Source organism: Ferrimonas sp. SCSIO 43195, assembly GCF_023716685.1.
Classification (GTDB): Bacteria; Pseudomonadota; Gammaproteobacteria; order Enterobacterales; family Shewanellaceae; genus Ferrimonas; species Ferrimonas kyonanensis.
Genome location: NZ_CP072679.1, coordinates 992,367 through 1,018,791, shown reverse-complemented (window position 1 = coordinate 1,018,791; position 26,425 = coordinate 992,367). Strand labels below are relative to the sequence as shown.

Annotated in this window: 23 protein-coding genes and 1 tRNA gene; 1 reads left to right on the top strand and 23 read right to left on the bottom strand. The window is 55.8% G+C overall.

Features of this window, described 5'->3' with window-relative positions:
• Positions 1-21: 21 nt before the first annotated feature.
• Positions 22-666, top strand: coding sequence for an AhpA/YtjB family protein (locus tag J8Z22_RS04890; RefSeq protein WP_252009159.1), 645 nt, complete (start codon positions 22-24; stop codon positions 664-666).
• 12 nt (positions 667-678) lie between these two features.
• Here J8Z22_RS04890 and deoD read toward each other — a convergent pair whose 3' ends face one another.
• The 23 genes from deoD to ftsH all read right to left on the bottom strand — a co-directional run bounded on the left by deoD (position 679) and on the right by ftsH (position 26,418).
• A complete protein-coding gene (gene deoD, locus J8Z22_RS04885; protein ID WP_028113898.1) occupies positions 679-1,383 on the bottom strand; it encodes a purine-nucleoside phosphorylase in 705 nt (234 codons plus the stop codon).
• Positions 1,384-1,411: 28 nt separating this feature from the next.
• Positions 1,412-2,629 (bottom strand): phosphopentomutase, encoded by a 1,218-nt coding sequence (locus J8Z22_RS04880; protein WP_028113899.1) that lies wholly within the window; start codon positions 2,627-2,629, stop codon positions 1,412-1,414.
• Positions 2,630-2,642: 13 nt separating this feature from the next.
• Positions 2,643-3,965 carry a thymidine phosphorylase gene (gene deoA / locus J8Z22_RS04875; protein WP_252009156.1) on the bottom strand — a complete coding sequence of 441 codons (1,323 nt, stop codon included), beginning with the start codon at positions 3,963-3,965 and terminating at the stop codon, positions 2,643-2,645.
• Between the two features lie 166 nt (positions 3,966-4,131).
• Complete coding sequence (gene deoC / locus J8Z22_RS04870) at positions 4,132-4,902, bottom strand: deoxyribose-phosphate aldolase (RefSeq protein ID WP_028113901.1); 771 nt, start codon at positions 4,900-4,902, stop codon at positions 4,132-4,134.
• A 420-nt stretch (positions 4,903-5,322) separates the two neighbouring features.
• Positions 5,323-6,138, bottom strand: a complete 816-nt coding sequence (locus J8Z22_RS04865) for an outer membrane protein OmpK (protein ID WP_252009154.1) — start codon at positions 6,136-6,138, stop codon at positions 5,323-5,325.
• Between the two features lie 628 nt (positions 6,139-6,766).
• Positions 6,767-7,576: an outer membrane protein OmpK gene (locus J8Z22_RS04860; protein ID WP_028113903.1), complete on the bottom strand. Its 810-nt coding sequence runs from the start codon at positions 7,574-7,576 to the stop codon at positions 6,767-6,769.
• 210 nt (positions 7,577-7,786) lie between these two features.
• Complete coding sequence (locus J8Z22_RS04855) at positions 7,787-9,028, bottom strand: NupC/NupG family nucleoside CNT transporter (RefSeq protein WP_252009151.1); 1,242 nt, start codon at positions 9,026-9,028, stop codon at positions 7,787-7,789.
• A 255-nt stretch (positions 9,029-9,283) separates the two neighbouring features.
• A complete protein-coding gene (locus J8Z22_RS04850; protein WP_252009149.1) occupies positions 9,284-10,051 on the bottom strand; it encodes a TatD family hydrolase in 768 nt (255 codons plus the stop codon).
• Positions 10,041-10,172: a hypothetical protein gene (locus J8Z22_RS22130; protein WP_256471817.1), complete on the bottom strand. Its 132-nt coding sequence runs from the start codon at positions 10,170-10,172 to the stop codon at positions 10,041-10,043. Before J8Z22_RS22130 ends, J8Z22_RS04850 begins: the two co-directional genes overlap by 11 nt.
• Before the next feature lie 70 nt (positions 10,173-10,242).
• The gene (prfC, locus tag J8Z22_RS04845; RefSeq protein ID WP_028113906.1) at positions 10,243-11,826 is read right to left on the bottom strand and encodes a peptide chain release factor 3; all 1,584 of its coding nucleotides are present in this window, start codon (positions 11,824-11,826) and stop codon (positions 10,243-10,245) included.
• A gap of 138 nt (positions 11,827-11,964) precedes the next feature.
• Positions 11,965-12,861, bottom strand: coding sequence for a lipoprotein NlpI (nlpI, locus tag J8Z22_RS04840; RefSeq protein WP_252009147.1), 897 nt, complete (start codon positions 12,859-12,861; stop codon positions 11,965-11,967).
• 200 nt (positions 12,862-13,061) lie between these two features.
• Positions 13,062-15,170: a polyribonucleotide nucleotidyltransferase gene (gene pnp, locus J8Z22_RS04835; RefSeq protein ID WP_028113908.1), complete on the bottom strand. Its 2,109-nt coding sequence runs from the start codon at positions 15,168-15,170 to the stop codon at positions 13,062-13,064.
• A 225-nt stretch (positions 15,171-15,395) separates the two neighbouring features.
• Positions 15,396-15,665, bottom strand: a complete 270-nt coding sequence (gene rpsO, locus J8Z22_RS04830) for a 30S ribosomal protein S15 (RefSeq protein WP_028113909.1) — start codon at positions 15,663-15,665, stop codon at positions 15,396-15,398.
• 88 nt (positions 15,666-15,753) lie between these two features.
• On the bottom strand, positions 15,754-16,698 hold the full coding sequence (gene truB / locus J8Z22_RS04825) for a tRNA pseudouridine(55) synthase TruB (protein ID WP_028113910.1): 945 nt from the start codon (positions 16,696-16,698) through the stop codon (positions 15,754-15,756).
• Positions 16,698-17,108 (bottom strand): 30S ribosome-binding factor RbfA, encoded by a 411-nt coding sequence (rbfA, locus tag J8Z22_RS04820; protein WP_028113911.1) that lies wholly within the window; start codon positions 17,106-17,108, stop codon positions 16,698-16,700. The genes truB and rbfA overlap by 1 nt, the downstream gene beginning before the upstream one ends.
• Positions 17,109-17,150: 42 nt before the next feature.
• Complete coding sequence (gene infB / locus J8Z22_RS04815) at positions 17,151-19,799, bottom strand: translation initiation factor IF-2 (protein WP_028113912.1); 2,649 nt, start codon at positions 19,797-19,799, stop codon at positions 17,151-17,153.
• A gap of 26 nt (positions 19,800-19,825) precedes the next feature.
• The gene (gene nusA / locus J8Z22_RS04810; RefSeq protein WP_028113913.1) at positions 19,826-21,328 is read right to left on the bottom strand and encodes a transcription termination factor NusA; all 1,503 of its coding nucleotides are present in this window, start codon (positions 21,326-21,328) and stop codon (positions 19,826-19,828) included.
• Between the two features lie 28 nt (positions 21,329-21,356).
• On the bottom strand, positions 21,357-21,812 hold the full coding sequence (gene rimP, locus J8Z22_RS04805) for a ribosome maturation factor RimP (protein WP_028113914.1): 456 nt from the start codon (positions 21,810-21,812) through the stop codon (positions 21,357-21,359).
• Positions 21,813-22,296: 484 nt separating this feature from the next.
• A tRNA-Leu gene (locus tag J8Z22_RS04800) sits at positions 22,297-22,382 on the bottom strand.
• Positions 22,383-22,390: 8 nt separating this feature from the next.
• Positions 22,391-22,693, bottom strand: a complete 303-nt coding sequence (secG, locus tag J8Z22_RS04795) for a preprotein translocase subunit SecG (RefSeq protein WP_028113915.1) — start codon at positions 22,691-22,693, stop codon at positions 22,391-22,393.
• Positions 22,694-22,699: 6 nt separating this feature from the next.
• Entirely contained in the window at positions 22,700-23,482 is a 783-nt protein-coding gene (gene tpiA / locus J8Z22_RS04790; protein ID WP_028113916.1) for a triose-phosphate isomerase, read from the bottom strand.
• Between the two features lie 97 nt (positions 23,483-23,579).
• Entirely contained in the window at positions 23,580-24,410 is an 831-nt protein-coding gene (gene folP, locus J8Z22_RS04785) for a dihydropteroate synthase (protein ID WP_028113917.1), read from the bottom strand.
• A 61-nt stretch (positions 24,411-24,471) separates the two neighbouring features.
• On the bottom strand, positions 24,472-26,418 hold the full coding sequence (gene ftsH, locus J8Z22_RS04780; RefSeq protein ID WP_252009144.1) for an ATP-dependent zinc metalloprotease FtsH: 1,947 nt from the start codon (positions 26,416-26,418) through the stop codon (positions 24,472-24,474).
• Between the last annotated feature and the right edge of the window lie 7 nt (positions 26,419-26,425).

Genomic DNA, 26,425 nt, shown 5'->3' with positions numbered 1-26,425 from the left:
GAGCCGGTCGCAAGGACAACCATGGCGGGAACGAATACCCACATAAAAATCAGTAATAAACGCCTGGTGGTCTGGCGGGTACTGCAGGTGATACTGGCGGTAACCCTGATGGTGATCACCCTCAACCTTTGGCGTCATCATCAGCATCAGGGCCAGCAGCTACTGAACCAGCAGGCCGGTGAGCTGGCCACCCAGCTGGTGCAATACGCCGCCATCGGCGCCGCCCCGGCACTGGCCAAAGAGGACGACCAACAGCTGGACTGGTTGGTGCAGCAACTGATCAAGGATCCCCGGGTCCTGTCTGCCAGCATTTTCAGTGATGAAGGCCAGCGACTGGCGCAGGCCCAAAGCCTGTTTCCTGAGTCTCAACTACCGGAAGCGGAACAGTTGGAAGCGGCGCTCAAGCGCTATACCCCCTTTGTGGCCACCATAGAGCAACCTACCGGCACCCTGGGGTTTATTCGCATTCGGGTCAACACCCAGCTGTTCTTCCTGGACAACCGCCGACTGGACAGGGACCAGCAACGCCAGCAACCGCTGATGTTGTTGATGGCCGGCCTGGTAGGCTATCTGCTGGCTAAGTCGCTGTCGGCCAAGCGCGCCGCCATGAGCAGACTCAACAGACAAAAAAAAGCGGCCCCAAAAGGGCCGCCTTTATCTCGGTAAACTCAGGCTGAGTTACAGCAGAGAGTCCAGAGTCATCACGATCATGTCGTTGAAGGTGTTCTGACGCTCTTCAGAGGTCGTCGCTTCACCGGTACGGATGTGGTCAGATACGGTCACTACGCACAGAGCGTTGGCGCCGAATTCAGCCGCAACGCCGTACAGGCCAGCCGCTTCCATCTCTACGCCCAGGACGTTCATCTTTTCCATCACGTCGAACATCTCTGGATCCGGCGTGTAGAACAGGTCCGCAGAGTAAACATTACCGATCTTAACCGGAATGTTGGACGCTTCGGCAGACTTCACTACGTTGGCCAGCAGGCCGTAGTCCGCGATGGCGGCGAAATCGTAGCCCTTGAAACGGGTGCGGTTTACGCCGGAATCGGTGCAGGCACCCATACCGATGATCACGTCACGAACTTTAACGTCGGTGCTCACGGCACCACAGCTGCCTACGCGGATGATGTTCTTCACACCGTACTCGGTGATCAGCTCTTTGGCGTAGATGGAGCAAGATGGGATGCCCATGCCGGAACCCATAACGGACACTTTCTTGCCCTTGTAGGTACCGGTGAAACCCAGCATGTTACGTACGTCAGTCACCTGCTCGACGTTTTCCAGGAAGGTTTCGGCGATGTACTTAGCGCGCAGAGGATCCCCTGGGAACAGTACGGTTTCGGCGAAAGCGCCGGCTGGTGCATTAATGTGCGGAGTTGCCATTATTATTGACCCCTTGTTATTTCATCAGTTAATTCAGGAAAGACTTACCGTAGTCCATCGGTTCCAGCCCAAGATAGCTGGCAATGGACTGGCCGATATCGGCGAACGATTCGCGGTGGCCCAGAGAACCGGGCTTCACTGGCTTACCAAACGCCAGCACAGGCACGTGCTCGCGAGTGTGATCGGTGCCGGTCCAGGTTGGATCGCAACCGTGATCGGCAGTCACCAGTACCACGTCTTCATCACCCAGTTTTTCAATCAGTTCTGGCAGACGCTTATCGAAATACTCCAGGGCATTGGCGTAACCATTAACGTCACGACGATGGCCGTAGGAGGAGTCGAAATCCACAAAGTTGGTGAACACAATGGTGTTATCACCGGCTTCGTCTACCTGCTCGAGGGTGCGATCCCAAAGCGCTTCCAGGCCAGTGCCCTTCACCTTTTTGGTGATGCCGCAGTTGGCGTAGATGTCGGCAATTTTGCCCACAGACACCACCTGGCCTCCGGCCGCCTTGTGCTTGTCCAGCACGGTCGGCGCTGGCGGCTCAATGGCGTAGTCGGCCCGGTTACCGGTACGGGCAAAATCAGCGGCGCCAGCTCCCACAAATGGACGAGCGATTACTCGACCAATGGTGTAGGGCTCCAGCTCCTCGCGGGCGATTTTACACAGCTCGTACAGACGCTCAAGACCAAAAGTCTCTTCGTGGCAGGCAATTTGGAACACGCTGTCAGCGGAGGTGTAGAAGATCGGCATACCGGTACGCATGTGCTCTTCACCAAGCTGTTCCAGAATGGCGGTGCCCGAGGCGTGACAGTTACCCAGGAAACCGTCCAGACCAGCACGTTCCAGGATCTTATCGGTCAGCTCTTTCGGGAAGCTGTTCTCTTTGTCGTGGAAATAGCCCCACTCGTAAAGAACCGGCACACCGGCCATCTCCCAGTGACCACTGGGAGTGTCTTTTCCCGATGACAGTTCGGAGCAGTAACCGTAAGCGCCGGTGACGGTGGCATCCAGGTTCATGCCCGCAGGCACTTCACCGGTGCTTTCCTTGGCGGCGTGCACCAGGCCCCAATTGGCCAGGTTTGGCAACGCCAGTGCGCCGGAACGGCCCACTTCGGCCTTGCCATCGGCACACTCTTTGGCGATGTGGCCAAAGGTGTCGGCACCGACGTCACCGAACTTGTCGGCATCCCCTGCGGCACCAATGCCGAAGGAGTCCATCATCAGGATAAATACGCGTTTCATCTACTTTTTCTCCTTAGCTGCCGCGAATGGTCTCGTACACATCCGGAGTGGCCTCGTAAGACTCACCCAGAGTAACGGACTGGCGCAAGGCGGCCTCCGCTTCCAGGAACTGAGCGTCATCCTGAGCGTGAACCATGGCGATAGGCGTGCTGCTATCGAGAGTTTGACCCAGAGAGATGATGTTGCTCAGACCCACGGCGTAATCGATGCCATCGGTTGGCAGGCGGCGACCGCCACCCAGACCGACGACAGCCAGACCCATGGCCCGGGCATCCATCGCAGTGACAATGCCACTGTGTTCAGCATAGACGGGACGGATAATCTGTGCCTGAGGCAGGTGAACATCCATCTTGGTAATGAAGTCGGTAGGACCACCAAGGCCGGCCACCATCTTACCGAAGATCTCTGCCGCCTTACCGCTGTCCAGCGCCTGCTGCAGCTTGGCTCGGGCATCGGTGGTATCGGTCGCCAGTTTACCCTGGACCAGCAGCTCAGCCGAGAGCGCCATGGTCACTTCGTGCAAACGTGGGTTGCGATATTCACCGGTGAGGTAACGCACCGCTTCACGAACTTCAACCGCATTACCGGCACTGCTGGCCAGAGTTTGGTTCATGTCGGTCAGCAATGCAGAGGTGGCGACACCGGCGCCGTTAGAAACGTCGACGATGCTCTTGGCAAGATCCTTAGACGCCTCATAGGTTGGCATAAAGGCGCCGGAACCGACTTTCACATCCATTACCAGTGCGTCCAGGCCACAGGCCAGCTTCTTGGAAAGAATGGAAGCGGTAATGGCGGCGATGGACTCCACGGTAGCGGTAACGTCGCGAATGGAGTAGAAGCGCTTGTCGGCGGGTGCCAGGTCACCGGTCTGACCGATGATGGCGACGCCGGCTTCTTTTACAACCTTGCCGAAGGTGTCGTTGGTCGGAGTGATGTTGTAGCCAGGAATGGACTCCAGTTTATCCAGAGTACCGCCGGTGTGGCCCAGGCCACGACCAGAAATCATTGGAACATAACCACCACAGGCGGCGATCATGGGGCCAAGCATCAGCGAGACCACGTCACCCACACCACCGGTGGAGTGCTTATCGATAACCGGGCCATCGAAATTATGGTCGTCCCAATTCAGGACCATACCGGAGTCGCGCATCGCCTTGGTCAGCGCAATGCGCTCATCCATCGGCATGTCTTTGAAGTAGATTGCCATGGCAAACGCCGCAATCTGACCTTCGCTGATGCTGTTGTCGGTAATCCCCTGAACGAAAAAACGGATCTCCTGCTCGCTGAGCGGCTCGCCGTTACGTTTTTTACGGATAATCTCTTGAGGTAGAAACATCCTTTGCCTCCGGTGCATGCCGATGCCAGAGGGGCATCGACATCATCTTATTTTTGAGATGGATTCGAATCGGTTGTGTCGTAAACTTACTAAAGCTGACTCAATAGTAGACAAGCTTTTGGCAAGTTCCGGCGATCCGGATCACAAATATCAACGCAGATGTAGATTAGTAACCTTTAGAATCGGCAGGTGCGTCGGCCAGTTCCAAGGTGTGCAGCAAGCTGTTCAGCAGGCTGGAAGCACCGAAGCGGAAGGTACGGGCAGAGGTCCAGTCGTCACCCAGGATGCTGGCAGCCAGATCCAGGTACTCACCGGCTTGCTCGGCGTTGCGAACACCACCAGCAGGCTTGAAGCCAATCTTGGTGTTCTTCTCTTTGATCACGGTCATCATGATGCGAGCGGCTTCCAGAGTCGCGTTCACAGGCACTTTACCGGTAGAGGTCTTGATGAAGTCGGCACCGGCATCGATGGAGATCTCAGATGCCTTGCGGATCAGGGCTTCCTCTTCCAGTACACCGGTTTCGATGATCACTTTCAGCAGCACATCGCCACAGGCTTCTTTACAGGCTTTCACCAGATCGAAGCCGACCTGCTCGTTGCCATCCATCAGGGCGCGGTATGGAAATACCACGTCCACTTCATCGGCGCCATAGGCCACGGCCGCTTTGGTTTCAGCTACCGCGATGGCGATGTCATCGTTGCCGTGAGGAAAGTTGGTTACCGTGGCAATCTGAACGCCTTCGGCACCGATTTCACGCAGGGTCTTACGGGCAATGGGGATGAAGCGGGGGTAGATGCAGATGGCAGCGGTATTGCCAGCCGCGGTCTTGGCGTTGTGACACAGATCGATCACTTTCTGATCGGTGTCATCATCGTTCAAGGTGGTCAGGTCCATCAGTTGAAGTGCACGTTGTGCAATCGCTTTAATATCACTCATGGTGAGTCTCCCAGATCTAAATTTAACTAAAAGCAGTATAGAAAAAGATTGGTCACTCGCACGTGGCTAAAGATGATCATAAAACCTATTAATGGCAGGCAGAGATACATGAGGTATCTTAGCGCAGGAGGTTACCGCTCACATGCCGTGACGCGGACTTGGTTCCCTGAAGAATCGAAAGAGCGACCTTGGTCGACCCTTGGGCGAAAAATCCATTTTCCCGCAGTAACAAATTCAACAACGGCAGCATCATGGCAGCAGTGGATGCAGATTACAACCGCCTTCGGCAGGAAATGTTGATTTATTACTAACAAAATCGTGACTGAACGCCAACGCCAGCCAAGGGACGGTGACTGACGGCGAAATTCAGACAAAAAAAAGCCCCGAGTTCAAAGACTCGAGGCTCATTTTCAGCGTAACTTAGAACTTGTAAGTTATCGCGAAGTAGTGACCGAAGCCAGTGGTGTCGCCACCAATGCCGCCGTCTTCAACAAGCGCCATGTTGTAGAAGTACTTCAGGCCGTAACCGGCAGCAAAGCGATCAGAGTGCCAGTAGATGCCGTGGAAAGATTCCAGAGACTCTTTAGCATTCAAGCCGTTGCCATCAATCTCATCAGCACCAAACTTATAATCGTTGTAACCCTGGTAGGAGATGAAGCTGCCGTTGTCGAAGAAGTAGAAAGGCTTGAACCAGTTGAAACTGATCATGTAACCATCCCAAGAACTTTCGTTGTCGGCGCCGTAGTTTTCATCAACGTAGCGAGCGTAGAAGTTCAGGCCCATTTTGCCGAACCAAGGTACCATGATGTCGGAACCCACACCCCAGTAGCTGTCAACCAGAGCGTTGTCACCAACGTTCAGTACGTTCGCCAGGTAAACCTCTTGAACTGGACCAAAAGACAGGTCTTTACCGGTCAGGGCGTCCAGAGACATACGAGGGGCCAGCTTCATGAACATGTTATCGCTGTTGTCACGATCGTCGCTGTCAATACCCAGTACGTCGAAGTAATCAACGTAGCCGTACAAATCGAAGATGCCGGAACGACCGCCGAATTCGAATTCCAGGTAAGTGGTGTCTTGTGCGCCAAATGGGATGCGAGCATCCACAGACTGCATCAGGTTAAACTGCATCCACTTGTAGTCGTTCTTGTGGATATCGCCGTCAGAGTAATCGGCAGCGAAAGCGTTCAGTGAAAGGGCAGCCAGAGCCGCACCAGCCAATACTTTTTTCATCATCAACCCCTGTATTAATACAGATTATTAAATATTGTTTTCCAACATCCTTGGAACAGGGCGCATTTTATCCGACCCACCCACAGGCACAATCACTAGCTACACGTTTCCGGTTAAAAGAAAGTAGAAATATCAAAAAGCGTGATCCAGATAACACTTCAGCGGCAACTTAATAGACTTTTTGACATACTGTCGTAACGAACCCCCGCATTTCATCAATATTCCAGTTTAGTTGTAAAATTACATAATGAATTGTGATTAGATTACTTATTGAACGATTTATGATCTAATGTCACTAAAAAGCCGATCAGAATGAAAGCAATCAACACACGAAGATAATTCGGAAGAAAAACCCGGTTTCCAATCCGAAGGGTGATAAGTTGAAAATTAGATACCAATTTGTGGCTATTTTTTAGTCTCCGCCATCGCCCTCAGCGCTCAATTGATCCCGTCACCGAAGGCCGCGACGGCAATTAACTCTGGCACTCTCGCCTCCAACCACCTCAACAGCTCCGACCACAAGGCCCATTTCCTGCCCAGTCAGTAGTAAAATGTCTACAAATTGTTCAGCCACGGAAACGGTCATAAAAAAAAACGCCCCGAAAGGGGCGTGTTCAACTGTGCCATCACCTCAGAAGTTGTATCGCAAGCTGTAGATAATGGCGTCATGGTAGGCGGCGGTACCGAGCTTATTGTCGGCGTAACGATACTGCAGGCCACCGGTCAGGTTGTTGGGCAGGTGCCACCACAGGGCCACGGCCCCGTTCCAGCCTACCGACGCCAACTGGTACTGGGTGCCGTTGCTGCGGAACTGATCATCGCGGGCAAACTCGGTTTCATGCCAGTTGGTGACCGAAAACTTCTGCTCGCCGATGGCAAAGTCGTAGCCGAGCACCCACCCCAGCATGCCGCCATTCCAGCCTGAGCCGGCAAACGACTGCTGCTCATAGTGGCCGCCAATAAAAGGCTTAAACCACAGGCCGAAGTCGGTGAACACGTCGTAACTGACCCCCAGCACCAGGTTCTGATCAAAGAAGCCACTGGAGGACTCGGTGAAGCTGTAGAGGTGACCGTAGGCGTTCCAGTTACTGCTGCCCAGGTTATAGGCCAGGGTGCCTTTGGCGGCGATACGAAAGCCATCGGTGGCAAAGGCCTCATCGGAGAACTGGCCATCGTTGGAGTTGGTGGGATTTTCGAAATCGATAAAGCCGTAGACGTCACCCCAGTCAAATCCGGCGCCGCCCTCCAGCTCGATGTAGAAGAAGTCCTCTTTCGGCCCGCCGCGCCCGCCAATGTCGGGATTGGTGCGGTCCTCGGCCTTATCGGTCCAGTCCAGATAGTTGATGGACAGATCCATAAAACCATAAAACTGCTCGGCCGCCACCGGCAGAGTCATCAGCCCCGCTGACAACACCGTCGTTGCTATTGCTACTTTCATCATCCACTCCCATTTCCTTAGAGTATTTACCAGTTACCCTGGTACCGATGATGCCCGGCCAAAACAGCAAAACCGACTGCCAGGAGCCGGGATATTTGGTTTATTACCCACCGCTTAACGAGTAAATGGGAACCGTCGGTTGCCATACTGCAGATAAACAAAAGGCCGGACACGAGGTCCGGCCTTCCTGAAGCACACTAGTGCGTAGCGCGATTACAGGGCCAGGAACAAACCAGCCAGAGTCGCACTCATCAGGTTGGACAGAGAACCGGCCAGTACCGCACGCAGACCCAGGCGAGCCAGGTCGTGGCGACGGTTTGGAGCCATGGCACCCAGACCACCCAAAAGGATAGCAATGGAGGACAGGTTCGCAAATCCACACAGAGCGAAGGACAGGATAGCCTGAGTACGGTCGCTCATCACAACGCCGTCAATCAGAGCTTCGCCGCTCAGGTACGGTGCCAGGTTGATGTAGGCAACGAATTCGTTCACTACGATTTTCTGACCGATGAAGGAACCGGCAACAGTGGCTTCACTCCAAGGCACACCAATCATGAAGGCCAGTGGGGAGAAAGCGTAACCCAGGATGATTTCCAGAGTCAGGTCAGGCATGCCGAACCAACCACCGATACCACCGATGATGCCGTTGATCATGGCGATCAGACCGATGAAGGCCAACAGCATGGCACCTACGTTCAGAGCCAGTTGCATACCGGAAGAGGCACCGGCCGCGGCAGCGTCCAGAACGTTAGCAGGCTTGTCGTCGGCTTCGCCGATGTCATCCATGTCCTGCTTGGCTTCTTCGGTTTCAGGCACAATCAGTTTGGCCATCAACAGACCACCAGGGGCAGCCATGAAGGAAGCGGCAATCAGGTACTCAAGTTTCACACCCAGACCGGCGTAACCCGCCAGAACAGAACCGGCTACCGACGCCAGACCACCGGTCATGATGGCGAACAGCTCAGACTGAGTCATGGAGGCAATAAACGGACGAACAACCAGAGGCGCTTCGGTTTGACCCACGAAGATGTTTGCAGTCGCAGACATGGACTCAGGACGAGAGGTACCCAGAGCCTTCTGCAAGCCACCACCCAGAATACGGATGATCCACTGCATCACACCCAGGTAGTACAGCACTGCAATCAGGGAGGAGAAGAACACGATGATTGGCAGAACGTTGATGGCAAAAATGAAGCCAACTTTGAACTTGGCCAAATCACCAAACAGGAAACCAATACCGTCGTTCGCGTAAGAGATTACGTTGGAAACGGCGCTGGAGATATCACCCAGTACGTCCTTACCGAAAGGAACGTACAGTACAAACGCACCCAGGGCAGCCTGGATGGCCAGAGCACCACCAACGGTGCGCAGGTTGATCGCTTTGCGATTTGTCGAAAACGCAATGGCGATCGCGATTAGGGTAGCCACCCCTACTAAGCTCATCAGTATACCCATGAACCCATCATCCTCTTGTTAAATTTTATAAATTATGTCGTAAAACAACTTATCATCCGGTCGGAATTATACTGTTCCAAAAAACAAAAATCGCTGTCCAGATCAAATTTTTCGACCATAAAACAGGCAAACGACATATTTATCTTACATATCAGTAATTCAGATACACACTTTGATAGCCACATTACAGTCGAACAGGAATTACGGCTGCCAGTTCGTAAAGTGGGACAAAAGCCAAGGCTGCTCGGTGAAAATTTACACCAAACGGTTGAAAAAGCGCGAGTTGTTGCGAGCTAACTGCTCAGCGAGCGCATCTGAAGGTAAGTCTAGAAGCTGTGACAGGGCTTGCAACACCGATTGCACCGAGGCAGGTTCATTGCGCTTTCCCTGCTGTCCGCACAGCGGCATATCCGGTGAATCGGTTTCCAATAACAAAGCGTCAACAGGTACGCTGGCGATGGCCGCACGGGTTTTTGTGGCTCTGGCGTAGGTAATGACGCCGCCAACCCCGAGCCGATAGCCCCGACGAACGTATTCCATCGCCAGTTCACGGCTGCCACTGAAACCGTGAATCACCCCGCGGCCGGGCAGCGAATGCCGGTCCAGCAGCGGCAACAACAGGTGATGGGCTTTGCGGACATGGAGCAGCAGCGGCAGCTGCGCCTCGCTGGCCACCACCAGGTGCCGTTCCAGCAACCGCTGTTGTTCAGCCAGGTTCAGTGGCGAGTTGACCGCATCCAGGCCACACTCGCCGATGGCCACACAGCCAGGCTGCTGCAGCCCTTGCGGCAACGTCTCCACCTCCGTCAGGCTGTGTTCGCTGGCGAAGCAAGGGTGAATGCCAAGGCCGTAGCTCACATTGGGGTAGCGCCCCGCTAACGCCGCGACTCTAGGCCAGTGCTCGGCGGCCACCGCCGGCACCACGATGTGTTCCACCCCGACCAACGCCGCCCGCTGCAGCACCGCCTCTCTATCGGCATCGAAACACTCGAAATCGAGATGACAGTGACTGTCAGTCAGCATCACGACCGGAGTCCTGTGGCTCCGCCATGGTCACCACACAGCTGCGCTTATGCTTGGGGTTGAGGCCATTGGCATCACACCAGCTGCAATAGGCCTGCCACCACCGCCGAATCCATCCCATCTGCTCTCTCCATAAAAAAGGACAGCCGAAGCTGCCCTTAGTATACCCTAAGCCTTGTCAAAGCCGAGGCTTAGTGCTCGCGGGTCTTGTGGAAACGGATGTCAGGGTAGCGTTCCGCGGTCAGATTCAGGTTCACCATGGTCGGGGCGATGTAGGTGAGGTTATCGCCCCCATCCAGCGCCAGGTTGGCCGAAGCCTTACGACGAAATTCATCCACCTTACGAGCATCCTCACCGGACACCCAGCGAGCCGTAGCCACGTTGACCGCCTCGTAGATCGCTTCCACCTTATATTCGGCTTTCAGTCGGGCCACCACCACATCAAACTGCAGTACCCCCACCGCGCCCACGATCAGATCATTGCTGTCGATGGGCCGGAAAACCTGTACCGCGCCCTCTTCAGACAGCTGAACCAGGCCTTTGAGCAGCTGCTTCTGCTTGAGAGGATCTTTGAGACGAATGCGGCGGAACATCTCAGGAGCGAAGTTCGGAATGCCGGTGAATTTCATCACTTCGCCCTGACTGAAGGTATCACCGATCTGAATGGTACCGTGGTTGTGCAGGCCGATGATGTCTCCGGGGTAGGCCTCATCCGCGTGGCTGCGGTCGCCGGCCATAAAGGTCACCGCATCGGAAATGGACACATCTTTACCGATGCGAACGTGGCGCATCTTCATGCCCTTGCTGTATTTGCCGGAGCAGATACGCATAAAGGCGATGCGGTCCCGGTGCTTAGGATCCATATTGGCCTGAATCTTAAACACGAATCCGGAGAACTTCTCCTCACCGGCTTCGATGGTGCGTACGTCGGTCTCGCGCGGCTGTGGCGTCGGTGCCCAGGCAGTAAGGCCGTCCAGCATATGATCCACGCCGAAGTTACCCAGGGCGGTACCGAAGAACACCGGGGTCAGATCACCGTTATCGAACATCTCCTGATCAAACTCGTTGGACGCCCCCAGCACCAACTCCAGCTCGTCACGAAGCACCTCTGCCAGTTCGGTGCCGATTTTCTGCTCCAGTTCCGGGTTATTCAGGCCCTTAACCACATCCAGGTTCTGAATGGTATGGCCTTGACCGCTCTGGTACAGAATCGCCTCATCACGGTGGATGTGGTACACCCCTTTAAACTCCTTACCACAGCCAATGGGCCAGGTAACCGGAGCGCATAGGATGTTGAGCTCGTTCTCCACCTCATCCATCAGCTCCATGGGATCACGAATGTCGCGATCCAACTTGTTCATGAAGGTGACAATCGGCGTATCACGCAGGCGGGTCACTTCCATCAGCTTACGGGTCCGGTCTTCCACACCCTTGGCGGCATCGATCACCATCAGGCAGGAGTCCACTGCAGTCAGGGTACGGTAGGTGTCCTCGGAGAAGTCTTCGTGTCCCGGCGTATCCAGCAGGTTGACCAGGCTGTCACCATAGGGGAACTGCATTACCGAGGTGGTTACCGAGATGCCCCGCTCTTTCTCCATCTCCATCCAGTCAGACTTGGCGTGCTGACCCGACCCACGGCCTTTTACGGTACCCGCCTTCTGAATCAGGTTGCCGTACAGCATCACTTTTTCGGTGATGGTGGTTTTACCCGCATCCGGGTGGGAGATGATGGCGAAAGTGCGCCGTTTGGCCACTTCCTGCTGGTGCGTAGACATGAAAAACCCGCCGCTGAAAATCAAAGGCGGGCATTATATCAAAAGCCGTAGCTCAGTGTAATCAAGGATCACCGCCCGGCTGCGACCACAAAAAAGCCCGCTCACAAGGGAGCGGGCTTCGAAATGACGAGGGCTGGCTCAGTGGGCCTGCTCCTGCTCTTCCATCAGTTGTTCGGCGATCTGGCGCATCTCCATGATGGAGTAGCGGTGCTCCACAAACTCGTAGACGTTGGTGGCCAAAGACAACTTAAACAGGTTCAGCGCCGCGCGTGGCTGGCCTTCCATGCGGGCCTGCTTGCCCATGTAGAAGTAAGCCTCACACAGACGCTCGGCCAACTGCTTCTGGTGATTCAGGTCCTGGCGCGACGCAGCCAGCAACTGACCGCCGTCGATGTCCCCCAGGTAGTACGCCACCAGTGCCGCTCCCCAGCCATCACCAATCTGGCTGCTGTGGGCGCGCAGTTGCGCCTTAGCCTGAACCGGATCCTGCTGGTACTCGGCCAGGTACAGCCACAGTGCCCGGTAGGCATCGGACTGGTCGCGCTGGTAGAACTCATTTAAATCGTCCACAGCCAGCATAGGGCGGCTGCCATAGTAGAGGGCAATGCCTCGGTTCAGATAGGCGAAATCGTAGCCGGGATCGAGCTCCAGTACCGCGTCAAAGGCTTCATAAGCCTGATCAAACTCCATCGCCTGAGTCAGGTAGATGCCCATGAAGTTGTAGGCATCAGGCAGATCAGGGCGTAACTGCAACGCTCGAGAGAAATCGATTCGAGCCAGAGTTCTCAGGCCAACGCTGTCGTAGAGCACGCCGCGATCGTACAGAAACCGTGCCCGCTGCTCCTCGGTCAGTTCGGCAGAGATCAGCACTTCGCTGATCTTCGCCAGCGCCACTTCCAGGTTAGCGTCAGGCTGCAACGGCGTCACCAGCATCATCTGGCCATTACCGGACTCGGTCTCACTGTTGGTGGAGGCGCACCCGGCCAACCCCAGGCTGACGAGGACCAAAACCAGCCAACGTTTACTCAAACTCATAGAACCGTCCTTAGGACCCTTTGCCGGTGGCAAGGGGTAAAACATGCATTTTCCCATTGTAGTGGGGCACTGTCGCAAACGCATTAAATATTTGTCTGCGCAAGAAAACTGTTCAGATTAGAGCAACGAACGGCCGCCAAGTTCCATAAAAAAAGGGGAAGCCTGTTGGCTTCCCCCTCTGTGGTCGCGGCGACTAGTGATTATTCACCTTTCGCTTCGCCACCTTTGTCTGCCTGAGCTTCCTTGATGGACAGACGAATGCGGCCCTGACGGTCCACTTCGACAACCTTCACGTCCACTTCCTGACCCAGGGACAGGTGATCGGAGACGTTGTTCACGCGCTCAGCGGTAATCTGAGAGATGTGAACCAGACCGTCTTTACCCGGCAGGATGTTTACGAAGGCACCGAAGTCAACGATGCGGACAACCTTACCCTGGTAGATACGACCCTCTTCCACGTCGGCGGTGATCGCTTCGATGCGACGAACGGCTTCGGCAGAAGCGGCGCCGTCGGTAGAGGCGATTTTCACGGTACCGTCATCTTCGATCTCGATGGTGGTGCCGGTCTCTTCGGTCAGCGCACGGATGTTGGCGCCACCTTTACCGATCACGTCACGGATCTTGTCCGGATGAATCTTGATGGTGGTGATGCGAGGCGCGTGCTCAGACAGCTCGGTACGGGCCGTCGGCAGTGACTCGTCCATCACGTTCAGGATGTGGATACGGGCTTCGTACGCCTGCTTCAGGGCAGTCTGCATGATCTCCTGGGTGATACCGGAGATCTTGATGTCCATCTGCAGGGCGGTGATGCCGTCACGGCTACCGGCCACTTTGAAGTCCATGTCACCCAGGTGATCTTCATCACCCAGAATGTCAGACAGAACCACGTAGTTGTCGCCTTCCTTCACCAGACCCATGGCGATACCCGCCACAGAAGCCTTAATCGGCACACCGGCGTCCATCAGGGCCAGAGAGGTACCACAAACGGAAGCCATGGAGGAAGAGCCGTTGGACTCGGTGATCTCACTCACTACACGTACGGAGTACGGGAACTCCTCGGCGGTTGGCATCACGGCCATCACACCACGCTTAGCCAGCTTACCGTGGCCGATTTCGCGGCGCTTTGGAGAACCGATCATGCCGGTTTCACCCACACAGTATGGAGGGAAGTTGTAGTGCAGCATGAAGCGGTCAGTACGCAGGCCGCTCAGCTCGTCGATCATCTGAGCGTCACGCTCGGTACCCAGAGTGGCAGTTACCAGGGCCTGAGTCTCACCACGAGTGAACAGGGCGGAACCGTGAGTACGCGGCAGAACACCAGGCGCCACAGACAGGGCACGAATCATCTTGGTGTTACGACCATCGATACGAGGCTCACCGGCCAGAACGCGGCCACGAACCACGGTCTTCTCCAGGCTGCCCAGTACGCCACCGATCTCCTGAGAGTCCAGGCTCTCATCCGCAGCCAGCAGTGCTTCGACGGTCTTGGACTTCACCGCATCAACAGCGTCTTTACGCTCCATCTTGTCGGTAATGCGGTAGGCGGCACCCATGTCGGCTTCCGCCAGTTCGGCAACCTTGGCAACCAGATCTTCGTTCTTCGCAGGCGCGGTCCAATCCCATACTGGCTTGCCGGCTTCGGCCTTCAGCTCGTTAATGGCATTGATCACTTTCTGCTGTTCCTGATGACCAAAGACCACGGCGCCCAGCATCACGGATTCAGACAGCATGTTGGCTTCGGATTCCACCATCAGAACCGCTTCGGAAGTACCGGCAACCACCAGATCCAAGTCGCTTTCAACCAGTTCGGTAACAGAAGGGTTCAACAGGTATTCGCCGTTCTGGTAACCCACGCGGGCACAGCCGATAGGGCCATCGAACGGAATGCCGGAGATGGACAGTGCGGCGGAGGCACCGATCATGGCAACTACGTCAGGAGAGATCTCAGGATCAACGGAGACAACGGTGGCAACCACCTGGACTTCGTTCTTGAAACCGTTAGGGAACAGAGGACGAATAGGACGGTCGATCAGACGCGCGGTCAGGGTCTCGCCTTCAGAAGGGCGACCTTCGCGCTTAAAGAAACCACCTGGAATCTTACCCGCTGCGTAAGTTTTTTCCTGGTAATTCACCGTCAGAGGAAAGAAATCGCGGCCTGGATCGGCTTGCTTTTTACCAACCACGCTAACCAATACGGTGGTATCACCCATGCTTGCCAGAACGGCGGCATCTGCCTGACGGGCGATAACGCCAGTCTCCAGAGTGACCGTGTGACGGCCATACTCAAAACTCTTAATGACGGGATTCACTTTATGTGTTCCTTAACTGTGTTTTTAACCTTAAATTTCGTCGCTTAGTATACTGCAACCAAGCAGGAATGACAGGTGTCAAGGAGCAAAAGCAGAAAAAAGACCACTGGCTCTGAATCCGTGGCTAAAGCGAGGTTTTACTGAGGTTGTTAGCGGTTCCCGATCGAACCAGAAAAACGAAAAAGGGGACCCAAACGGGTCCCCTTTTTACCGGAATTGCATCTATTAGCGACGCAGGCCCAGCTTAGCAATCAGCTCAACGTAAGAAGCTTGGTTCTTACGCTTCAGGTAATCAAGCAGTTTACGACGCTGAGAAACCATGCGCAGCAGGCCGCGACGGCTGTGGTGATCGTGGATGTGCTTCTTGAAGTGGCCTTGCAGATGGTTAATCTGGAAGGTCAGCAGCGCAACCTGTACTTCTGGAGAACCAGAATCGTTTTCACCACGGCCGAAATCAGCCAGAATCTTTGCTTTCGCTTCAGTGCTTAGTGACATAACTATCTCCGATAAACAAATAATGCCGGAGCCAATCACTAATTCAGCTCCAGCGGGACGGGCATTCTAGCGACCTGAGCCGCTAAACTCAACCCTGCCTGACGTTAATCAGGCGTTTGGGTGCCACCAGGCCGTCGGCATCGATCTCACCGATGCCGACGAACACCCGCTGGCTGCCGACGGTCAGGCGAACATGGCCTTCGTCCGGAGCCTTGGGCACCTGAACCGGCTGGCCCTGCATAATGTAGCTGGCCACCACCTCGTTCATGTTCACTTCCGGCAAGGTCATTACCGCGGTGTCCATGGGCAACAGCAGTGGGTCAAGCAGTTCGCTGGGCTTACGGCCCTGATCCAATGCCTGCTGCAGCAGGTTTTCCAGCTGCTCCAGGGTCACCATCCGCTCATAGGGGTACCCTGCCACCTGGGTACGACGCAGCACTTTTACGTGCGCTCCGCACCCCAGCAGCTCACCCATATCATCGACGATGGTACGGATGTAGGTGCCCTTAGACACGTGCAGATCCATCTCCACTTCATCGCCTTCAAACCGGATCAGCTCCGCTTCGTAAACGTTGATGGGGCGTGCCTCACGTGGCACTTCGATGCCCTGACGAGCGTATTTATACAACGGCTCACCCTTGTACTTCAGGGCGGAAAACATGCTGGGAACCTGCATGGATTCGCCGCGGAAGTGCTCGATGGCCTTGTTGATCTCACCCAGGCTGGTGGTAACCGGCCGTTCTTTGACCACTTCACCGTCCGCATCGGAGGTGGTGGTGCGAACACCCAGCTTGGCGACCACTCGATAACGCTTGTCCGCCTCCAGCAGGTACTGAGAAAATTTTGTGCCTTCACCAAAGCACAGCGGCAACATGCCGGTCGCCAGGGGATCCAGGGCGCCAGTATGGCCAGCTTTGGCGGCATTGTAGATGCGTTTTACCCGCTGCAGCGCATCGTTGGAGGTGATGCCCGCTGGTTTGTCCAGCAGCACAATCCCATCCACCATGCGGCCGCGCATGCGACGTCTGCCCATTACTGCTGTTCCTCGTCCGAGTCGTTGCTGCCGTGTTTATCGGCCTTGGCCTGATCCTCGGCGATGACCTTGGTCACCACGTTGGTCATGCGAATGCCTTCCACCAGCGACTTGTCGTAGGCGAAGCGCAGCTCCGGAATCGCGCGCATGTTGCGCAGCGACGACGCCAGCAGGGAACGGATGTAGGGCGCCAGCTCAAGCAAGGCATCCATTTGCGCCTTAACCTGCTCAGGTTCGCTGTCCAGGAAGGTTACGAACACCTTGGCGTAGTTAAGGTCACGGGAGGTCTCAACTTCGTTGATGGTCACCATGCCCAGACGAGCATCTCTGACTTCACGCATCATGATCGTTGCCAGCTCTCGCTGAATCTGTTGATTGACGCGTCGAGTTCGACTGAATTCTCTAGCCATAACACCTTAATCCGGGGAGGGTTACCCCTCCCCTCGTTGTCATTACAGGGTGCGTTGCACTTCAACGACTTCGAAGACTTCGATCTGATCGCCGACCTTCACGTCATTGTAGTTCTTCACACCGATACCACATTCCATGCCGTTACGAACTTCCTGTACGTCATCCTTGAAGCGACGCAGGGATTCCAGCTCGCCTTCGTAGATAACCACGTTGTCACGCAGTACACGGATAGGGGCGCTGCGCTTCACGATGCCTTCGGTCACCATACAACCGGCCACGGAGCCAATCTTAGGCGACTTGAACACGTCACGCACTTCCGCCAGACCGATGATCTGCTGCTTGAATTCCGGAGCCAGCATGCCGCTCATGGCAGACTTCACTTCGTCAATCAGGTCATAGATCACGCTGTAGTAGCGCAGGTCCAGGTTCTCGGTATCCACAACCCGGCGGGCAACGGCATCGGCACGGACGTTAAAGCCGACCATGATGGCGTTGGACGCCGCCGCCAGAGAGGCGTCGGTTTCGGTCAAACCACCCACACCGCGACCAATGATGTTCACCTTCACCTCGTCGGTGGACAGCTTCATCAGAGAGTCGGCAATGGCTTCCAGGGAACCCTGTACGTCGGCCTTCAGGACCACGTTCAGCTCGGACACATCGCCTTCCTGCATGTTGGCGAACATGTTCTCCAGCTTGGCCTTCTGCTGGCGTGCCAGCTTCACTTCGCGGAACTTGCCCTGACGGTGCAGCGCCACTTCGCGGGCTTTCTTCTCGTCACGAACCACGGTGGCTTCGTCACCGGCTGCCGGAACACCGGACAGACCCAGAATCTCAACCGGAATGGAAGGACCGGCAGTCTTGATCTCTTTACCGTTCTCATCGCGCATGGCACGTACACGGCCATACTCCAGACCACACAGCACGATGTCGCCCTGGTTCAGAGTACCTTCCTGTACCAGTACCGAAGCGATTGGACCACGGCCCTTATCCAGACGGGACTCGATCACCACGCCGCGGGCCATGCCCTCTTTGCGTGCGTTCAGTTCCAGAACTTCGGACTGCAGCAGGATGCCTTCCAGCAGTTCGTCAACGCCCATGCCGCTCTTAGCAGACACGTGAACGAACATGTGCTCACCGCCCCAATCTTCTGGAATCACTTCGTGCTGAGACAGCTCAGTCTTAACGCGATCCGGATCGGCACTTTCTTTGTCCATCTTGTTGACGGCAATCACCAGAGGCACACCGGCCGCTTTGGCGTGTTGAATCGCTTCAACCGTCTGAGGCATTACGCCGTCATCGGCCGCCACCACCAGAACAACCAGGTCAGTGGCTTGGGCACCACGGGCACGCATGGAGGTAAACGCCGCGTGTCCAGGAGTATCCAGGAAGGTGATCATGCCGTTACCGGTTTCTACGTGGTAGGCACCGATATGCTGGGTAATACCACCGGCTTCACCATCGGCCACTTTGGCACGACGGATGTAATCCAGCAGGGAGGTCTTACCGTGGTCAACGTGACCCATGATGGTCACAACCGGCGCGCGAGGCTCGGTGGTGGCATCGGTGTCACGATCGGACAGGATGGCATCTTCCAGCTCATTTTCGTTGCGCAGGATGATCTTGTGACCCATCTCTTCACACACCAGAGCGGCGGTTTCCTGATCGATCACCTGGTTGATGGTGGCCATGGCGCCCATCTTCATCATCACCTTGATGACTTCGGTGGCTTTAACCGCCATCTTGTTGGCCAGTTCGCCAACGGTCACGGTCTCGCCGATCTCCACGTCGCGGGTCACTTTCTCGACCGGCTTCTGGAAGCCCTGCTGCATGGAAGACGGCGTCTTGCCACGACCACGGCCACGACCGCGTGGGCCACGGGCGTTACGATCCTGAGTATCGGCCGCTTTCTTCTTCTTACGACGACGACCGCGCTCGGCCTGAGCGTCAGACGCATCTTCGGCAGCACGGGCGGCAGTGGAGGTGGTGACATGGTAGTCAGCCTGCTCGCGGGCTTTACGCTCCGCTTCTTCAGTTTCCCAGCGTTTGGCGTTTTCTTCCGCCAGTCGCTTGGCCTCTTCCGCTTTCGCCTTGGCTTCCTCTTCCACCTTACGGGCGGCTTCGGCTTCCTGGGCGGCCTTCAGCTTGTCAGCTTCTTGGCGAGCGATGTCATCTTGGGCCTTCTCTTTCGTGGTCAACTTCTCTTGCTCCTCGCGTTGGGCTTTTTCTGCAGCCTGACGCTTTGCTTTTTCTTCGGCATCACGCTTGGCTTTCTCTTCCGCTTCACGCTTGGCTTGTTCTTTGGCTTCACGCTTAGCCCGTTCCTCTGCCTCAAGGCGTGCCGCTTCTTCTGCGGCCTGACGGGCTTCCTCTTCCTGGCGCTGCTGCTCATCAACGGCACTGCGTTTCACGTAGGTGCGCTTCTTGCGCACCTCAACTTGCACATCCTTGGACTTACCACCGCCGGCGTTAACGCTCAGAGTCGAACGTTTCTTACGCTGCAGGGTCATACGGGTCGGCTCGTTACTGCCGCCGTGTTGATCGGCCAGGTGGCTCAGCAGGGTTTGTTTCTCCTGCTCAGTCACGCTGTCGTTGGCACTCTTTTTAATCCCGGCTTCGGCGAACTGGGCAACCAGACGATCAACCGGTTTTCCTACTTCACTGGCCAGTTTTTCAACAGTCAAATCTGCCATATTTTCTGAATCCTCCGTTGATCGGCTTACGCCTCGTCGCTGAACCAGCAGATGTTGCGGGCAGCCATGATCAGCTCGCCGGCCTGCTCTTCGCTCAGCTCTTCAATGTCGCTCAGGTCATCGATGCCTTGCTCTGCCAGATCTTCCAGGGTGATGACACCACGGGAAGCCAGAACAAAGGCCAGATGGCGCTCCAGGCCTTCCAGGTTCAGAAGGTCTTGTGCCGGCTCGGCGCCGTCCAGGGCTTCCTCGTCGGCCAGCGCTTTGGTGGTCAGTGCCGCTTTGGCACGCTCACGCAACTCTTCAACCGCCTCTTCGTCCAGGCCGTCGATCTCCAACAGCTCCTGGATTGGCACGTAGGCGATCTCTTCCAGGCTGGTGAAGCCCTCTTCGGCCAGCACTTCGGCGAACTCGTCGTCGATGTCCAGGTTGTCCACGAACAGGGTGATCAGCCGGTCGGATTCTTCCTGATGCTTGGCCGCCATCTCATCGGTGGTCATCACATTCAGTTCCCACTCGGTCAGCTGCGACGCCAGGCGAACGTTCTGACCATTACGGCCAATGGCCTGGGCCAGGCTGTCCGGCTCAACGGCAACGTCCATGCTGTGGGCGTCTTCGTCAACCACGATGGAACCCACATCCGCAGGCGCCATGGCCTTGATCACGTACTGGGCCACGTTGTCGTCCCACAGTACGATGTCGATGCGCTCGCCACCCAGCTCGCCGGATACCGCTTGAACACGGGCACCACGCATGCCGACACAGGCGCCGACCGGGTCGATGCGCTTGTCGTTGCTCTTCACGGCGATCTTGGCGCGAGAGCCTGGATCACGGGCGGCGCCCATAATCTCAATCATCTCTTCGCCAATTTCCGGCACCTCAATGCGGAACAGCTCGATCAGCATCTCTGGCTTGGTGCGGCTCAGGAACAGCTGAGCACCACGGGACTCAGGACGCACGGCGAACAGCAGCGCACGCACCCGGTCACCGGGACGGAAGTTCTCCCGAGGCAGCATCTCTTCACGATACAGGATCGCGTCGGCGTTGCCGCCCAGATCCAGAATCACAGAGTCACGGTTGACCTTCTTGACCACACCGGTAACTAGCTGGCCTTCTTTGTCACGGAACTGCTCGATGATCAAACCGCGCTCGGCTTCCCGTACTTTCTGTACGATAACCTGCTTGGCAGTCTGGGTGGTGATGCGGTCAAACTTCACCGATTCGATCTGCTCTTCGACGTAATCGCCGGCGACAATGCTGTCGTCTTCGTACATGGCACGCGCCGCGGACAGAGACAACTCTCGGGTTGGCTCTTCCATCTCGGCATCGTCTTCCAGCACCAACCAACGACGGAAGGTATCGAACTCACCGGTCTTCTGATCGATCTCGACACGAACTTCGATCTCGATTTCATATTTTTTCTTAGTAGCGGTCGCCAAGGCCGTTTCCAGGGCCTCAAAAATCTTTTCACGCGGCAGTGCTTTTTCGTTAGATACCGCTTCGGCGACAAGTAAAATCTCTTTGCTCATGGGTCAGCCTCGTTTCACCCTGAAACTATCAGAACTTAGCTACCAGGTGGGCTTGGCGCACGTTTGCTAAAGCCACTTCCTGATCCGTACCTTTCACTGACAAGGTGATCATCTCGCCCTCAACGGCGGTGATCAGTCCCTGCAGCTTGCGTTTTCCTTCAACCGGCATATTCAGAAGCACGAAGGCCTCCTCACCGATGAATTTTTCATAATGTGCCGGCGTAAACAGCGGCCGTTCGATCCCAGGAGAAGACACCTCGAGGTTGTATTCGGTGCTGATGGGATCTTCCACATCCAGCACCGCTCCGATCTGGCGGCTGACTTCGGCACAGTTGTCCACTGTGATGCCATTTTCGTGGTCGATAAACACTCGCAATGTGGAGTGCGAACCGGCACGAACGTATTGAATCCCTACCAACTCAAAACCCAGGGCTTGAACCGGTTCTTGCAACATCTCGGTTAAGCGTTGCTCTAGCGTAGCCATCGCGCCTCCCCCTACAAACGAAAAAAGGGCATAAAGCCCTGTTATCTAACTAGCCATACCAATAGAGGTAATTAGATGGTTTATCCAGGATACCACCATGTAATTGCCCCATCGGTGTGCTCTTAGCCAATCCCAGAGGACAGATAACAAAAAGCCCCGAGCTCAAACGGGGCTAAAGTGCGCTGTACCCTGTTTAGGATGACTGATGTCATCGAACTGCCCACAGGGGAACAATCCACCGCCTCCGTCGCGGCCTTCTCGGTATCAATACCCATCAAGAAACTTGATCACGGAGAGAGCTGTTGTGCGTTTCCGCACTGGCCAAAACAGGAGTGAAACCTCAACCATTTTAGCCCATGAACACCAAACGCGTCGGTCCCCATGAATCAGCGGCACTTATTATACTGTTGCGCCTTTATACACGCAACCCAAATGCCGGGCTGTAAACGTGAAAAAGGCCGATTTAATAATCGACCTTTTTAATTGGTGCCGAGAGCGGGACTTGAACCCGCACGTCCATAGGACACTACCCCCTCAAGATAGCGTGTCTACCAATTCCACCACCTCGGCTAAATCTGTTACTGCGGCAGGTTGTCCTGCACTGGCTGCTCCACTTCGATGGTTTCGAAGTCGCTGGTCACCTTGCCTTTATGGGAAGACATGTTACCGATAGTCAGACTCAGTACAAAGAACAACACGGCACAGACTGAGGTTGCGCGGGTCAGGAAATTGCCTGAACCGGTAGAACCAAACAGGGTTCCACTCGCGCCGGCACCAAAAGAGGCACCCATGTCCGCACCTTTGCCCTGTTGAATCAGCACCAGGCCGATAATTGCTGCTGCAACCAACAGGTAAGCTACCATCAAAACCGTATAAAGCATCGTCGCTTATTCCGCATTCATTGCAATGCTGCACAGTGCCAGAAACTCGCTGGCATTGAGGCTCACACCGCCAATCAAACCACCGTCCACATCAGGCTGAGAGAACAGATCCGCCGCGTTACTGGGTTTCACGCTGCCTCCGTAGAGGATTCGAATCTTCTCGCCGATGAAGGGCGACACTTCAGATAATCTCTGTCGAATGAAAGCATGCACTTCTTGTGCTTGCTCGGGAGTGGCACTCTTGCCGGTTCCCACCGCCCAAAGCGGCTCGTAGGCGATAATGGCATTATCAAAGGCCATTGTCCCGACTTTTTCGATGACCGCGTCCAATTCGCCGGCAATCACTTCAAAAGTTCGGCGGGCTTCGCGGGCCGCCAGGGATTCACCCACACACAAAATCGGCGTCAAACCCATTTTCTGTGCCGTGGCAAACTTATTTGCCACAATATCGCTGGTCTCACCGTACATACGACGTCGTTCGGAGTGACCAACAATAACGTAATTACAACCGAATTCCCGCAGCATAGAGGCCGATACTTCGCCGGTGTATGCGCCGAACTCATGATGGCTGACGTTCTGAGCGCCCAAGCGCACCAGACGGCCATCCAAGCTTTGCTTACTCTGTTCGAGCAGCTTGCTTGCGCTTTCCAGGTACACTGTCGGAGGGCATATCACCACTTCAGCAGAGTCGTCTTTTAAGCGGCCAAATTTTTTAACCAGCTCTTCAGCCAACTGACGAGAACCATTCATCTTCCAGTTGCCTGCGACCATAGGGCGTCGTAGTGCCATACTTCTCTCCTGTGAAAGCGGGCGAGATAATAACGAACCCATATTTAAGTTACAAGTCCTCGCCCGGCAAAATCTGGCTTAAGCCGTTTAACTGCTTTTATTTTATTCGTTGAGTCGCTGCCAAGACCTGCAGCACGTCCCAGGTTTCCCGTACGTCATGAACCCGTACGATGCTGGCGCCGCCCTGGGCACAGAGCATGGCCCCGGCCAAACTGGCAGCCAGACGCTCATTGACGTTGCGATCCAGCAGGCCACCGAACATCGACTTGCGGCTGAGGCCGGTCAGCAGCGGCAACCCCAGAGACTGGAACTGTGCCAGTTGCGCCAGCAACTGAAAGTTGTGCTCCTGAGTCTTGCCGAAACCAAATCCGGGATCAAGCAGCAACCGCTCCTTGGCCAGACCGGCTTGCTCACAGGCCCGAATACGCTGGGCGAAAAACGCCATGATATCAGCAACCAAATCCTGATAGCTAGGCGCACTCTGCATTGTTCTCGGTTGCCCCTGCATGTGCATCAGGCACACCGGCACCTGCAGATCGGCCGCGGCGGCCAGGGCGCCCGGCTCCTGCAGCGCGCGCACGTCATTGATGAGACCGGCACCGGAAGCCACCGCCTCCCGCATCACCTGCGGCTTGCTGGTGTCGATGGAGATCACCACATCCAGCTCGGAGCCGATGGCTTCGATGGCGGGAATCACCCGGTTCAGCTCCTCTTCGACGCTCACGTCCGGTGCGCCCGGGCGGGTGGACTCACCGCCGATGTCGAGAATGCTGGCGCCGTCATTGACCATCTTGCGGGCCTGCGCCAAAGCGGCGTCTACGCCATGAAAGCGGCCGCCATCGGAAAATGAGTCCGGGGTGACGTTGATGATCCCCATCACCTGCACCTGGCTCAGATCCAGTGTGCGACCGGCACAATCGAGTGTCATTATCGCTCTCCATAAAAAAGTCCCGCCAGAGGCGGGACTTGATTGTAACCTAAAAGACGAACTATTTCGCCGGTGCTTCGGTGCCGTCGATGTCGGTGGCCGGCTTGTCGTCGGCAGCGCTGTCGCTGGCTTCCACCTTGGAACCTCCAGACGGGGTATCGTCAGAGCTGTCGCCCTTGCCCCACTCCGCCGGCTCGCGCACTTCCCGTCGGGCCATCAAGTCGTCAATCTGACGGGCATCGATGGTCTCGTACTTCATCAATGCGTCGGTCATGGCGTGCAGAATGTCCATGTTGTCTTCCAGGATGCTCAGGGAGCGCTGGTAGTTACGGTCGATGATGTCCTTGATCTCCTGATCGATCATCATCGCCGTTTCATCGGACATGTGGCTGGCCTTGGCCATAGAGCGACCCAGGAATACCTCACCGTCTTCTTCGGCGTAGTTCATCGGCCCCATGCGAGTCGACAGGCCCCACTGGGTCACCATCTTACGGGCAATGTCGGTGGCCCGCTCGATGTCATTACTGGCCCCGGTGGTCACCTTATCGGCGCCGTAGATGATCTCCTCGGCGATACGGCCACCGTAGAGGCTGGACACCATGGACTCCAGGTGCTGCTTGGAGTGACTCCAGCGATCCTGCTCTGGCAGGTACATGGTCACACCCAAGGCTCGACCACGGGGAATGATGGACACCTTATAGACCGGATCGTGCTCAGGTACCATGCGACCGACAATGGCATGACCGGCTTCGTGGTAGGCGGTCATCTTCTTCTCGTCCTCGGTCATCACCATGGAACGGCGCTCGGCCCCCATCATGATCTTGTCTTTGGCCTTCTCAAACTCCTCCATGGACACCAGGCGGCGATCGCCACGGGCAGCAAACAACGCCGCTTCGTTCACCAGGTTGGCCAGGTCGGCACCGGAGAAGCCAGGGGTACCACGGGCAATCAGGTCGGCTTTGACGTCTTCCGCCAGCGGTACCTTGCGCATGTGCACCTTGAGGATCTGCTCACGACCACGGACGTCCGGCAAACCAACGGTAACCTGACGGTCGAATCGACCGGGACGCAGCAAGGCCGGATCCAGTACGTCTGGACGGTTGGTGGCGGCGATGACGATGATGCCCTCGTTGCCCTCAAAGCCATCCATCTCTACCAGCATCTGGTTCAAGGTCTGTTCACGTTCATCGTGACCTCCACCCAGGCCGGCGCCACGCTGACGACCGACGGCGTCGATCTCATCGATGAAGATGATGCATGGCGCGGATTTCTTAGCCTGATCGAACATGTCACGGACACGGGATGCACCCACACCCACAAACATCTCAACAAAGTCAGAACCGGAGATGGTAAAGAACGGCACCTTGGCTTCACCGGCGATCGCTTTCGCCAGCAAAGTCTTACCGGTACCCGGAGGTCCCACCATCAGCACACCGGTAGGAATCTTACCGCCCAGTTTCTGGAACTTGGTGGGATCACGCAGGTAATCCACCAGTTCGCCCACCTCTTCTTTGGCCTCGTCGCAACCGGCCACGTCGACGAAGGTGGTTTTAATCTGGTCTTCGCCCATCAGGCGGGCCTTGCTCTTACCAAACGACATGGCGCCTTTGCCACCGCCGCCCTGCATCTGACGCATGAAGAAGATCCATACCCCCACCAGCAACAGCATCGGGAACCAGGAGATGAAGATCTGCGCCAACACGCTGGGTTGCTCCGGTGGCAAGCGGGTGATGTCGACCTTGTGCTTGATCAGGTCGTCGATCAACTTGTCATCGTAAGCCGGCATGTAGGTGACAAACTGCTCACCATTGCGAGTCTTACCAGTGATGGTGATGCCATCTTCCTGGAACTCCACCGCGGGTACCTGGCTATTGCTGTACGCTTCAACGAAATCGGTATAGCTCAAAGCGTTCCCAGCCCCATTAGTGGGGTTGTAACCCTTAAATACCGACATCAATACGACAGCGATAACCAGCCATAAAATCAGATTTTTCGCCATATCACTCAAGGTAGGG